Source organism: Psychrobacter aestuarii (genome assembly GCF_904846035.1).
GTDB classification, from domain to species: Bacteria; Pseudomonadota; Gammaproteobacteria; order Pseudomonadales; family Moraxellaceae; genus Psychrobacter; species Psychrobacter aestuarii.
On the sequence record NZ_CAJGYT010000001.1, the window covers coordinates 347,709 to 361,037 of the forward strand.

Consider the following 13,329-nt stretch of genomic DNA (forward strand, 5'->3'; position numbering starts at 1 on the left):
TAAAAAAGGAAATAAGCGCTAAAATTAAATGATAAAAAAAGACACCATAGCACAAAGCCACCCTCGCGATTGCTGGTGGCGTATTGTCGATATGTAGTTTATTGCTGCTACGAAGAATGATGACAGACAGGGCACGCGGGGTCAGGCTTATAGTTCATCATACGCTGCTGCATGCTGCGCCCATCCCATAGCAGCAGTTTGCCGCTTAATGGATTGTGTCCCAGCCCAAGATATTGCAGCGCGGTATTGGCTTGCAAATTGCCCATCACCGTGGTGGTACTCGCCAGCACGCCCGAATTGGCACAAGTGCGCGTGTCCTCATCATCGCTCGGCGCGCCGAACAAACAATGATAGCAGCCTGTTTGCTTGGCAGGCTCAAACAGACTCAGCTGCCCTGTCATGCCAATGGCGGAGGCGGAGAGCAGCGGAATCTTCAGCGCTAAGCTAATGCGGTTGATACTGTCACGCGTGGCAAAATTATCGGTGCAATCAAGCAGCAAATCAGGCAAGCCCGCACCGCTATCCAGCAAGTCTGCGGCATTGTCATCGCTTAAACGGTCTTTGATACCGACTGCCGCAATATAAGGGTTAATCTCCGTTAGGCGCTCGGCAGCACGCATTGCCTTAGACTGACCAATATCTGCCGCCACAAACAACGTCTGCCGCTGCAAATTACTCGCCTCAATCATATCATCATCAATCAAGGTGATGCGCCCAACCCCTGCCCGCGCCAGCGTCTCAGAGGCAGGACAGCCCAAACCGCCCGCACCGACGATGACGATATGCGCCGCTTTTAGGCGCAGCTGCGCGTCCATATCCCAGCCGTTTAATAAAATTTGCCGCGCATAGCGTAGCAGCTCATCGTCCGCCAGTTCTGTCATAGTCGTGCCTTGCATTGATATCTTGTTATGTATTCTGCGTGCGGCTGCGCGTCTGTCTTATGTATATTTTATACCGTTACATACTGACCCATGGTGACGCGGTCGCGCCCGCCATAGTCTTGCACGGTATGCACGTCGTTAAACCCCCACGCACGCATCAAGTCAGCGACCGCTACCCCTTGGTCATAGCCGTGCTCAATCGCCAGCAGACCGCCTGTTTGCAGATGCTGTGGCGCATGAGCAACGATATGCTCAATATCTGCCAAACCATGATTGGGCGCACTCAGCGCGCTGATAGGTTCAGCAATCAACTGCGCCAAGTGCGCGTCCGCCTCGTCGATATACGGCGGATTGGACACAATCACCTCAAAGCGCGCATCAGTGTCATCGAGCGCGTCGTACCAGCTGCCTTGTGCAAAAGTCACATTAGTGACTTTATTTAATGCGGCATTTTGCTTAGCGACCGCGAGCGCCCCTGTTGACATATCGACTGCTGTGACTTGCCAGCGGTTGCCCTGCGCTTGTTGTAGCTCATAGGCAAGGCTGATAGCGATACAGCCTGAGCCTGTGCCCAAATCCAACAGACGTGGCGCAGCATTTGCCGTTGGGTTTGCCGCCATCCACGCCAATACTTGCTCGACCAGCACTTCGGTATCTGGACGCGGAATCAGCGTGTGTTCATTGACCTGAAAATCAAGCGACCAAAACGCTTGCGTGCCTGTTAAATACGCAAGCGGCGTACCTGCCTGTATCTGCACCACGCCCTTATCAAAGCGCGCCTGCTCGTCATGATTTAGCACATAATTATCATTGGTAATCAAAAACAGCGGCGCTTGTCCTAAGACGTAGAGCAGCCAATCGGTCATCCAAAAGCTTGGGACATGATACGTCTCTGCCCATGTTACGCTTTGGCGTTTGATGTCTCTGACGCTGCTCATGTCTGGTTCGTATCCTTATCAAAACATTTAGCGCGCTGGTCTTTGTTACGCAGCGCTACTTTATTACCCATCTTCACTTACTCGCCAGCGCGGGGCGGCTCGTCGGTGCGGCTCATATTGGGATTGCTCGCAATCTCCGCCACGTCGTCATTTTCACCAATCACGATGTGTTTATCGACCAAATAAATCAATAACAGCACAGGAATACCAATCGCAAAGGTAAAGATAAAGAAGAACGGATAGCCCATATTGTCCACGATTGAGCCTGAGTAGCCGCCAAATACTTTGGGGAATAAAGTCATCAAGGATGAAAAAATCGCATACTGTACGGCAGTAAAGCGGATGGAGGTCAATGCCGATAAAAACGCGATAAAGACCGCGCTCGCAAGCCCTGCTGCAAGGTTATCAAACACCACCGCAAGGTACATATAAGACAGGCTACCAGGATGATACGTCAGCAGCACGAACAATAAGTTGGTCACACAAGCAAGGATAGCACCGACCATCATCGCCTGCATGATACGCAACCGCTGCGCCAGCAAGCCGCCCAAAAAGCCGCCTGCAATCACCATGATCACGCCGAACAGCTTCACCGCATTGGCGATATCGACTTTGCTAAAGCCCATGTCTTGATAAAAGACGTTCGAAATCACGCCCGCCACGATGTCTGAAACACGATACAGACCAATCAGCGCCAGAAGCAACAGGGCTTTTTTGCCATAGCGGCGGAAAAAGTCCGCAATCGGCGCGACCCACGTCGCCACCGCCACTTCTCGTTGTACCACACCAATCATGACCGACGCATAGCCCACCGCGATACCTACCGCGAGGCTGACGAACAGATGCACCGTCTCAAGCCCAAAGGCGAGCAAGACGCCGTCGGTTTCAGGCAACAGCTTGCCAAAGTTAATAAAGGTAAACACAAAAGCAGTCACCGCCAGCACAAACACCGCGACCAAACGCCCATAGTCGCTGGGTTTGCGCTCGATACGCACTTGCGTACTGATCGGCTCACGGATGCACAGGGTCGTGACCACGCCCGCGCCCATAATCGCCGCCATAATATAATAGGTATTGCGCCATGCCGCGTAGCTGTAGCTGGCTTCGGTCGAGCCAAAGCCCGCCGCCAAATACAGCGCGCCCGCCCCCGCGACAATCATACCGATACGGTAGCCTGCGCTATAGACCGCTGAGAGCACCGTTTGCAGCTCTACAGGCGCAAGCTCAATACGGTAGGCATCAATCACGATATCTTGGGTGGCAGACGAAAACCCAAGCAGCACCGCACCTGCCGCCATATAGGTCAGCGCATCAGCATTGATGGGATCAATACTCGCCATAATGACAATCGCTGCCATAATCAGCAGCTGCGCGACCAAGAGCCAAGCGCGGCGACGCCCAAGCAGACGCGTCAAAATAGGCACAGGCACGGCGTCAATCAAAGGTGCCCAAATAAATTTAAACGAATAGCCGAGCGCTGCCCAACTGAACAAGGTGACGACGCTACGCTCAATCCCCGCCTCACGCAGCCACAATGACAAGCTGGAAAAAATCAGCAAAATCGGAATGCCCGCAAAAAAGCCCAACAGCAGCATAATAATCGAACGGCGATCGGCATACGCCGCGAACGCTTCGCCCCATGATTTTTTTGGGGTGTCTTTAGACAAAGTGGGTGGTGTGGCAGACATAGCAACTCACTCATTTTTAAATAGCAGACAGCAGCGCACCCTTGGCGTGGCAATCGCTCATCATTGCCAAGTGGCAATCAGCGACACCCCATACAGATAGGCTGCAAAATGCAATTATGGTACTTGAGAACCCCTGCCGTGACCAGTCATTATCCGATTATTTTTATTCGCTTAGGCTAAATATTACTGCCAGCTCACCTTATCTTTTTTTATCGTAACTTTAGGTATCCAAACCTTACAGTACAGCGTAATTATCTGTTATAACTGACAATTATCGATAATAAATACAACCTGTTTTTCTTATATCTATTAATTATTTAAAACTTATCGTTCTTATAAATTGATTATTTAAATAATAAGAACTGCGCTATGCTCGTTTTATACCGCTTGATGGGCAGTGGATGCCCATATTAAGCATATGCCTCACAGCGTTTTATAGCACCGCCGTTTATTACAACAATCAAGGAGCAAACGATGTCACAAGACGATACCAACCAAAAACCAGCAACCTGCCCGCACTCAGGCGCAACCAGCGACCAGCCAGAGAGCAACACCGCCTATGATAAAGGCGATGGGCATGGTCCAACCATTCACAGCGAAAACGAAGACCAAGCACACACCCCTGAGCGCCCAAGCATGGGACGCTGCCCTGTTATCCATCAAGCGCACACCACGCACGCCTCAAGCAGCACCGACTGGTGGGAAAACGCCCTGAACCTCGATATTTTGCATCAGCAAGACAAAAAGACCAATCCGATGGGGGCAGACTTTAACTATGCTGAGGCGTTTAAATCGCTCGATTTAGAAGCCGTAAAAGCCGACCTAAAAGCCTTGATGAAAGATTCGCAATCGTGGTGGCCTGCCGACTGGGGACATTACGGCGGCTTGATGATTCGTATGGCGTGGCACTCAGCGGGTACCTATCGCCGTGCCGATGGACGCGGCGGCTCAAACACGGGCAACCAGCGCTTTGCACCCCTGAACAGCTGGCCTGATAACGTCAACCTTGATAAAGCGCGCCGTCTGCTATGGCCGATTAAGAAGAAATACGGCAACAAACTGTCATGGGCAGATTTGATGATTCTTGCGGGTAACATGGCGTATGAGTCGATGGGCTTTAAAACCTTAGGTTTTGCGGGTGGTCGTGAGGACATTTGGCATCCAGAAAAAGACATCTATTGGGGCTCTGAGCGTGAATGGCTGGCGGCCACCAAAAACCGCTATGAGGACGACAGTGAGCGCACGTCGCTTGAAAACCCACTCGCTGCGGTGCAGATGGGCTTGATTTACGTCAACCCTGAAGGCGTGGACGGCAACCCTGACCCACTAAAAACCGCGCAAGATATGCGTACCACCTTTGGACGCATGTCCATGGACGATGAAGAAACGGTCGCATTGACTGCTGGCGGACACACTGTGGGTAAATGTCACGGCAATGGCGACTCGTCACTCATCGAAGACGAGCCAGAAGCCGCCGATATCGCGCAGCAAGGCTTTGGCTGGCACAATCCTAAAGGCGCAGGGCGCGCAGGCGATACGGTATCAAGTGGCATCGAGGGCGCATGGACGACCAACCCTGCGCAGTGGGATCACGATTACTTCAAACTACTGTTCACCTATGATTGGGAATTGAGCAAAAGCCCAGCGGGCGCGTGGCAGTGGGAGCCTGTGGACATCAGTGAGGAAGACCGTCCTGTGGACGCGCACGACCCAAATGTGCGCCGCAACCCCATCATGACCGATGCGGACATGGCACTCAAAAAAGACCCAATTTATCGTGAAATCGCCGAGAATTTCCATGCCAATCCTGAATACTTTGAAGAGGTCTTTGCGCGTGCATGGTTTAAGCTCACGCACCGTGATTTGGGACCCAAGTCACGTTATCTGGGCGCGGACGTGCCAAATGAAGACTTTATTTGGCAAGACCCGATTCCGAGCAATGACACAACATTGAGTGATGACGACATCAACGCGCTCAAAACTGCCATCAACGACAGCGGCATCCCTGCGCGTGAGCTAATTATCACTGCATGGGACAGCGCACGTACGTACCGCGGCTCGGATTATCGCGGCGGCGCAAACGGCGCACGTATCCGCCTTGCCCCGCAAAAAGACTGGGCAGGCAATGAGCCTGAGCAATTACAGCGCGTATTGGATGCTTTGACACAGGTTCAAAGTGATTTTAAGAGCAGCCATAATAAAGACGTGAGCCTAGCGGATTTGATTGTGCTGGCGGGCAATACCGCGATTGAGGCGGCGGCAGAAGCGGCTGGCGTGTCGGTGAGCGTACCCTTTACCAGCGGGCGCGGCGATGCGACAGAAGACATGACCGATGCCGATGCCTTTAGCGACCTTGAGCCTGTACACGATGGCTACCGCAACTGGCTCAAACACGACTATGCGGTCGCGCCCGAAGAGCTGCTGCTCGACCGTACGCAGCTCATGGGCTTGACCGCGCCTGAAATGGTGGTGCTCATCGGCGGTATGCGCGTGCTCGACACCAACTATGCTAAGCGCCCACACGGCGTCTTGACCGAGCGTAAAGGCGTGCTCAGCAATGACTTTTTTGTCAATATCACCGACATGCGCTATACATGGCAGCCTGTGGGCAAAGATGGCAATAGCGATGTGTACGAGATACGTGAGCGCGGCAGTGATGCAGCAGCATGGCAAGCCACGCGTGTGGACTTGGTGTTTGGCTCAAACTCCATCTTGCGCGCCTATGCCGAGCTGTATGCGCAAGATGACAACCAAGAAAAATTCGTGCACGACTTCGTTGCCGCATGGAGCAAGGTCATGAACGCCGACCGCTTTGATGTGGCACAATAGGCGTATGTAGCTTCATTTTCTTTTGCTTTGCATCTTTATTTCATTGTTAAAGCAGTAGCGCCATTATCGTTGATACGGTAATGGCGTTTTTGTGCGTCTTTTTTTTAAAAAATCTCACGATCAGCCCTTGTTAAAAGCCACATATATGCTATCGTCATATACTTATTCTAAATAAATATAAATAAATCAGTATTTAGTATATGCAAGAATAAGAGCGCTATTTTACACTGTGCGCTTATAACGCTTGTTAGCAGACCTGTTAGAAACATGCGCGTCATTGATAAGATACCAACGCAGCAAAGGGTTTGTTAAAGAGGTACACACAGCGCCATGGCACGCTACTGGCATGGCGACTTTATTATATTAGGACAGCATTATGGCAATCGATGTGGTCGTCAATCAAAGACACCTACAAATCCAGCTTAAACAGTTAGAAACCGTCTGGCACACGGTGGTTAATGGCTACAACCTTAGCCAAGCTGCGACCGTCCTGCATACCAGTCAGTCGAGCCTATCCAAGCACATTGCTGCCTTAGAAAACCAGCTCAAAACCGAAGTCTTTGTCCGTCAAGGCAAGCGCCTCACGGGGCTAACGCCGATGGGTACGGCATTGATGCCGCATATTGAGTCTATCTTTGCTGAAATTCGTACCATTGAAAATCTCAGCCTTGATTTTAATAATCCCAACACGGGCACGCTGACTATCGCCACCACGCACACCCAAGCGCGCTATGTGCTGCCGCAAGTGGTCAAGGCGTTTAAGGCGCGCTTTCCTAAAGTGAATCTGATTTTGCAACAAGCCGACCCTGAGACCATCGCCCAAATGGTGATTCGCGGGCAGGCAGATATTGGCATCGCCACCGAGTCGCTGCTGCACAACAGCTATTTGCGCTGCTATCGTTATTATGACTGGTCACATCGCATTATTGTACCGAACGACCATGAGCTGGCTGGTATGGAAAGCATTGACTTGCCGACGCTCGCCAGCTACCCCATCGTCACCTATCATGGCGGCTACACAGGGCGCGGCGCGATTGACAAGACCTTTACCGCCGCTGGTCTTGAGCCTGATATCGTCCTTGCCGCACTCGATGCGGACGTGATTAGCACTTATGTGGGTTTGGGTCTTGGTATTGGCATCATCGCCGAGATGGCGTTTGAGCCCAGCCATTATCAGAACCTCACCGCCATTCCTGTGGATCACTTTGGACGCTTTACCAGCTGGATGGCAGTGCGCGATGATGCGGAGATTCGTCAGTACGGACGCGCATTTATGGAATTATGCCAGCAACAATTCGCAAATTAATTTCATATCAAAATACGCTTCTTATATTACTGATTTATCGCATAAAAATGCCAATACGTACCGTATATCCTGCGGTGCGTTTGTTTGCATTCGGTTTACTTAGCTTTACCCCTTTCCTGCATAAATGATAATATTACGCATTAGCCTTAGCTAAATCTTACTTTGTTTATTGTTTATGTGTGCTGATTGTAGGATGGTCTCATGCTAAGCTGTGTTGATGGCTGATTGATGTTGTCTGTTGTTTAGTAGTGATCGTCTGTTTAGTACCCACCCAATAGTGTTATCTGAATAGGTGGTACCATTCATGGAAAAAATAGTTGCCGTTGTTATGGCAATTTTCGCAGCGCCGTTATTGATCGGCGGCGCTTATCTGCTCTCCCTCGGGGGCAGTCCCTATTATGTCGTGGCAGGCATCATGATGCTTGGCGCGGCTTTTTTATTGTTCAAACGCCATTGGAGCGCTTACGGGCTGTATGCGCTGTTCTTGGTCGTTACTGTCGCTTGGGCACTTTGGGAATCGGGCTTTTATTGGTGGGCGCTGGCAACACGCGTTGGCTTCCCATTAATTTTTGGTCTGGTCATGCTGTTGCCTTGGGTGTTTCGCAAGATGCACGGCGGCAAACTCTCTGAAAGCACCACAACGACGGCAACGCAGCCGCGTGGCAAAAACCCTTTGTATTACTGGGGTCTGTTGGCCACCGTCGTGGTCGGTGGACTGCTGTCCTTTGGCAGTATCGCTAACAATGCCACGGACAAACTGGGTCAGTTAGATTTAGGCGCGACCGATGCCGCCAATGATGACGGCTTAAATCTAGGTGACCCCCTATCGACTGGACAAGACACGCCTGATGGAGAATGGAGCGCCTACGGACGCACCGACTACGGTCAGCGTTATTCACCTCTTGACCAAATCAATACCGACAACGTCAAAGACCTAGAGCTTGCTTGGCAAATCCAAACAGGCGACGTCAAAGGTCCAAACGATGTGGGCGAAACCACGTATCAGGCAACGCCACTTAAAGTGGGTAACGCCTTATTCATGTGTACGCCGCACAACTGGGCATTGGCACTCGATGCCGATACTGGCGAGCAGCTGTGGAAGTTTGACCCCAAGGTCGGCGAAAACTTGCAGCGCCAGCACCAGACCTGCCGAGGTGTGTCATATTATGCAGGTCAAGGCAATGCGCCAACGACGGACATTACCCGTGTCAGTGCTACAGCTGACAATACTGCCACCGCTACTGCTGCAACCAGCACCACAGCTGCAAACCGCAATGCAGCGGGTACAAACTTGGTGGTAGAAAAAATCGAAGGCAATACCTTTGAAAGCGACAGCATGCAGTGTGATGCCAAGATATTCATTCCATCATCAGATGCCAAGCTCTACGCGCTCGACCCAAAAACGGGCAAGCGCTGCGCAGAGTTTGGTGAAGATGGTGCGCTTGACCTTATGCACAACATGCCGTTTAAACAAGAGGGTTACTACTACTCTACGTCGCCACCAATCGTTGCAGGCGGCGTGATTATTGTCGCGGGCGCGGTCAATGACAACTATGATATCAACTCACCCTCTGGTGTCATCCGTGCGTATGATGTCAACACAGGCGAGCTAAAATGGAACTGGGATTCAGGTGCGCCTGAAGATACCGCGCCACTCGATGTCAATGACCCAACGCAAACCTATCGCACCAGCTCGCCCAACTCATGGTCGATTGCCAGTGCCGATGAAGAATTGGGACTTGCGTACTTCCCAATGGGCAACCGCGTACCTGACCAGCTTGGTAGCTACCGCACGCCCGCAGAAGAGAAGTACTCAACCTCTGTGGTCGCACTGGACTTAAAAACAGGGCAAGCGCGCTGGGTACAGCAGTTCGTACACCATGATTTGTGGGATATGGACACGCCAGCACAGCCAACACTGCTGGATCTAGATACCAAAGATGGCAAGCAGCCTGCATTGGTTGTACCAACCAAGCAGGGCGATGTGTACGTGCTTAACCGCGCAACAGGCGAGCCGATTGTACCGATTAAAGAGCGTCCAGCGCCACAAGGTCACTTGGTCGCAGGCGAACATGCAGCACCAATGCAGCCGTATTCTGGACTCAGCTTTACCCCTGATGATTTGACTGAAAAAGACATGTGGGGCGCAAGCTTGATTGACCAAATGATGTGCCGTATTGAGTTCAATAAGCTCAACTACGATGGTCGCTACACGCCACCATCAACCAATGGCACACTGGTCTATCCTGGTAACTTTGGTACCTTTAACTGGGGTAGCCTTGCGGTCGACCCTGAGCATGGCGTGATGTTCGGTATGCCCACCTACTTGGCGTTTACCTCTAAGCTGATTCCTAAAGACAGCCTAGGCGATACCGAAACCAACAAAGGCGAGCATGGCGTGAATGCCAATGAAGGCGCGGAATATGCGGTCGAGATGGGTCCATTCTTATCGCCACTTGGCGTACCTTGCCAGCAGCCACCATGGGGCACAGTTGCAGGTGCTGACCTTGCTACAGGTGATATCGCCTACCAACGCAAAAACGGTACCGTACAAGACTTGTCACCGCTTCCGCTCAAGTTTGAGCTGGGTGTGCCAGGTATTGGCGGTCCAATCATCACCAAAGGTGGCGTAGCGTTCTTATCGGCAGCGACCGAAAACAACTTCCGCGCTTATGACCTAAAAAATGGTGATGTGCTGTGGAATGTACGTATCCCTGCAGGCGGACAAGCCACGCCAATGACCTACCTCAACTCAAAAGGTGAGCAGATGGTCGTATTGGTTGCCGGCGGTCACGGCTCAGTCGGCACGAAGATTGGTGATTACGTGGTTGCATACAAGCTTAAAAACCAGCAGTAACCAGCTGCCAAGCGCTGTGCATCACTAACAGCGTTTGGCAACCTACTCATAGACGTGATACTAAAAAAGCAGATGACCGAGCGCATCTGCTTTTTTTTATGCGCGGAATCTTCTTAATATTCATCAATGTGGCGGCGATACATGGTGATTGATAATAAAGTTACTGAGTAGTCACTGGCACGTGGCTTGAAACTGCCGGCATGCAGGGTCATATCTATAGCCAATAATCATACAAACGATTGGATAATTTATGACAAACACCATTCCTTTATCATTTTTGGACCTCGCGCCCGTTCCTGAAGGCAGCAGCACCGCTGAAGGCATCGCACAGACCGTTGCCGCTGCCAAACAAGCCGAAGCTGTGGGTTTAAACCGCTATTGGCTCGCGGAGCATCACAACATGCCTGGGATTGCCAGTGCAGCAACGGCGGTGCTGCTCTCACACATTGGCGCACAGACTGAGCGCATCCGTATTGGCTCAGGTGGCGTGATGCTGCCAAACCATGCGCCACTGGTGGTCGCTGAACAGTTCGGCACTTTGCAAGCGCTGTATGGCGACCGTATTGATTTGGGTTTAGGGCGCGCGCCAGGTACTGATAGCGCGACGTTTCAGGCACTGCGCCGTCAGCATAAAGACGCTGAGCGCTTCCCGCAGGACGTGCAGGAGCTGTTACACTATCTCAACGACGATGGCACGCGTGGGCACGTGCACGCCTATCCAGGTACCGATTCTAAAATCCCTGTCTGGATACTTGGCTCGTCTTTATTTGGCGCAACCCTAGCCGCGCATCTTGGCTTGCCGTACGCCTTTGCCTCGCACTTTGCCCCTGATATGCTGACGCACGCCATTCAGACCTATCGCGAGCAGTTTCAGCCATCTGCCTACTTAGACAAGCCCTATGTGATGATTGCCGCCAACCTGCTCTTAGCAGATGATGACGATAGCGCGCACTATCACTTTACCTCCGCACAGCAGAGCTTTGTACGTTTGCGCCGTGGCGAGACAGGGCAAATTCCGCGCCCGACCAACGACATGAGCGCTATTTGGAGCGATGCTGAGCGTATGATGGTGGAACGTGCGCTGTCTGTGTCATTTATCGGCAGTCCTGAGACAGTACGTCCCAAATTAGAAGCGTTCATCAATACCCATCAGCCTGATGAGCTAATTGTGACGGCAAACGTACATGACCAAGCCGCTCGTCTGCGCTCCTTGGCACTCGTACCTCAGTTAAATTTGTTTACTTTACAATAGCGGGGTCGGCTTGCATAATAATAAAAAAACAACGATAGGATAATAATTATGGAAGCCTCCCCTTTTATTGGTTCGACCATCTTCTTTTATATTTTAGCTGTTCTTGTGGTCATGATTATCGGTGGCTATTTGACTTATAAAAGTGGTCAACGTAAAAAAATACAGCAAGACAAAGAAGACGGCTTATAAAATTAAGAAGCCTAGTACATAAAAAGCCCATGCTTTATTAAAAGCGTGGGCTTTTTTATTAATGAAAAAAGTAAATTTAGATTAAACCATAACAATCAGACTCTATTTATATTAAGCCCATTGAGCGCAATATCGCCGCACCAATCGCCATACCAAATAACGAAAAGATAGTCGTAAACGCCAAGATATTGGCTGCCAACACCTCATTGCCGCCCATTGCTTTTGCCATCACATAACTGGCAGCCGCAGCAGGTGATGCCACCATCAAGAACAACACGCCCAGATGCACCCCACTTAACCCAAACAATAAGCCGATAGCAATCGCCACCAAAGGCGCAATGACAATGCGACCGATGCTCGACTGCATGGACACGCCTGATAAATGCAGCATGGATTTGACATTGATGCTCGCACCCGCACAAATCAGGGCAAGCGGTAACGCCACGCCCGCCAGCAAGTCGCCTGTGGTATGAATCACGCCGCTAATCGGCGGTAATGGCAATGCCTTATACACAAACGCGGATACCAATGCGATAATCAATGGGTTGGTAAAGATTTTTTTGATGACCATAGTGCTGCGGCTGACCCATGTGTCCTCAGCACTTTTAGAGACGCGGCTTAGCGTAATCACCGCCAAGATATTAAACAGTATCGTCACCACACCCATATACACCGCGCCGATACTGAGTCCTGTCGAACCATAGGCATTGTCAATGGTTGCCAGCCCAATAATCGCCATGTTGCTACGGAACACGCCTTGGACGAATACCCCTTGATCCGCAGGGTCACGTATAAAGCGCTTGGCATACAGCTCGCCACCAAAAAACAGCAGCATGGTTACCAGCACCCCTGCAGCAATCAAGGTCAGCTGTTTGCCATAATCCACCTCGCTGTCCACCACGCTAAAGAACAGCAAACACGGCAAGCAGTAAGTGAAGACAAAGTTGGACGCTTGGTCAATAAAGGTGGGACCGACCTCGCCTTTTTTTTGCATAAACACCCCAAGCGCCATCAAAAACAGGTTGGGAAAAACAATGGTTATGGCAAAAATAATGGCTTCAGTCATAAGATACTCAAACGTAGCAGGCGGTCATCAAAAACGATACGGCAAGATATCGCGCGAAACTGCATCACCCACCCATTAAGAACGCATACAAGTATTCATAACGACCAAAAATAAAAAATACCCTGAAAAATTTTTAAAATAAAAAAGGCACAATAATTATTTATAAATTTAAATAACAGCAGCACAATATATTTTTATTAAAACAATAAAAAAAGGCATTCAAAGTAGCAGAAAAACAGCCTATCCTTGGTGTATATTTTCTTGAGGAGCAAGAAGATTGCAGTAAAAAATCAAAAAATAATGACCTGATACATGGAAATATC

9 protein-coding genes are annotated in these 13,329 nt (G+C 50.6%); 5 read left to right on the forward strand and 4 right to left on the reverse strand.

The genetic code is table 11. The features are described 5' to 3' along the window. Positions 1–107: 107 nt before the first annotated feature. The 3 genes from JMW05_RS01305 to JMW05_RS01315 form a co-directional block, all read right to left on the reverse strand. Positions 108–881: a HesA/MoeB/ThiF family protein gene (locus JMW05_RS01305; protein WP_227691388.1), complete on the reverse strand. Its 774-nt coding sequence runs from the start codon at positions 879–881 to the stop codon at positions 108–110. A 68-nt stretch (positions 882–949) separates the two neighbouring features. Further along, positions 950–1,819: a peptide chain release factor N(5)-glutamine methyltransferase gene (gene prmC, locus JMW05_RS01310; RefSeq protein ID WP_201503629.1), complete on the reverse strand. Its 870-nt coding sequence runs from the start codon at positions 1,817–1,819 to the stop codon at positions 950–952. A gap of 77 nt (positions 1,820–1,896) precedes the next feature. Continuing rightward, entirely contained in the window at positions 1,897–3,507 is a 1,611-nt protein-coding gene (locus JMW05_RS01315) for an AmpG family muropeptide MFS transporter (RefSeq protein ID WP_201503630.1), read from the reverse strand. 636 nt (positions 3,508–4,143) lie between these two features. On the opposite strand from JMW05_RS01315, the gene katG reads away from it, so the two are divergent. The 5 genes from katG to JMW05_RS01340 all read left to right on the forward strand — a co-directional run bounded on the left by katG (position 4,144) and on the right by JMW05_RS01340 (position 11,940). Continuing rightward, entirely contained in the window at positions 4,144–6,336 is a 2,193-nt protein-coding gene (gene katG / locus JMW05_RS01320; RefSeq protein WP_201505470.1) for a catalase/peroxidase HPI, read from the forward strand. 376 nt (positions 6,337–6,712) lie between these two features. After that, the gene (locus JMW05_RS01325) at positions 6,713–7,642 is read left to right on the forward strand and encodes a LysR substrate-binding domain-containing protein (protein WP_201503631.1); all 930 of its coding nucleotides are present in this window, start codon (positions 6,713–6,715) and stop codon (positions 7,640–7,642) included. Between the two features lie 304 nt (positions 7,643–7,946). Beyond that, on the forward strand, positions 7,947–10,499 hold the full coding sequence (locus JMW05_RS01330; protein WP_201503632.1) for a membrane-bound PQQ-dependent dehydrogenase, glucose/quinate/shikimate family: 2,553 nt from the start codon (positions 7,947–7,949) through the stop codon (positions 10,497–10,499). A 250-nt stretch (positions 10,500–10,749) separates the two neighbouring features. Continuing rightward, a complete protein-coding gene (locus JMW05_RS01335; RefSeq protein WP_201503633.1) occupies positions 10,750–11,751 on the forward strand; it encodes an LLM class flavin-dependent oxidoreductase in 1,002 nt (333 codons plus the stop codon). A gap of 48 nt (positions 11,752–11,799) precedes the next feature. Beyond that, positions 11,800–11,940: a hypothetical protein gene (locus JMW05_RS01340; protein ID WP_201503634.1), complete on the forward strand. Its 141-nt coding sequence runs from the start codon at positions 11,800–11,802 to the stop codon at positions 11,938–11,940. A 106-nt stretch (positions 11,941–12,046) separates the two neighbouring features. On the opposite strand, the gene JMW05_RS01345 is transcribed toward JMW05_RS01340, so the two are convergent. Beyond that, positions 12,047–13,006 (reverse strand): AEC family transporter, encoded by a 960-nt coding sequence (locus JMW05_RS01345; protein WP_201503635.1) that lies wholly within the window; start codon positions 13,004–13,006, stop codon positions 12,047–12,049. Positions 13,007–13,329: the final 323 nt, after the last annotated feature.

Excerpts from the sequence above, each read along its gene's own strand:
- JMW05_RS01305 (WP_227691388.1), bottom strand. The coding sequence starts at position 881 with ATGACAGAACTGGCGGACGATGAGCTGCTACGCTATGCGCGGCAAATT.
- prmC (WP_201503629.1), bottom strand. The coding sequence starts at position 1,819 with ATGAGCAGCGTCAGAGACATCAAACGCCAAAGCGTAACATGGGCAGAG.
- JMW05_RS01315 (WP_201503630.1), bottom strand. The coding sequence starts at position 3,507 with ATGTCTGCCACACCACCCACTTTGTCTAAAGACACCCCAAAAAAATCA.
- katG (WP_201505470.1), top strand. The coding sequence starts at position 4,144 with ATGGGACGCTGCCCTGTTATCCATCAAGCGCACACCACGCACGCCTCA.
- JMW05_RS01325 (WP_201503631.1), top strand. The coding sequence starts at position 6,713 with ATGGCAATCGATGTGGTCGTCAATCAAAGACACCTACAAATCCAGCTT.
- JMW05_RS01330 (WP_201503632.1), top strand. The coding sequence starts at position 7,947 with ATGGAAAAAATAGTTGCCGTTGTTATGGCAATTTTCGCAGCGCCGTTA.
- JMW05_RS01335 (WP_201503633.1), top strand. The coding sequence starts at position 10,750 with ATGACAAACACCATTCCTTTATCATTTTTGGACCTCGCGCCCGTTCCT.
- JMW05_RS01340 (WP_201503634.1), top strand. The coding sequence starts at position 11,800 with ATGGAAGCCTCCCCTTTTATTGGTTCGACCATCTTCTTTTATATTTTA.
- JMW05_RS01345 (WP_201503635.1), bottom strand. The coding sequence starts at position 13,006 with ATGACTGAAGCCATTATTTTTGCCATAACCATTGTTTTTCCCAACCTG.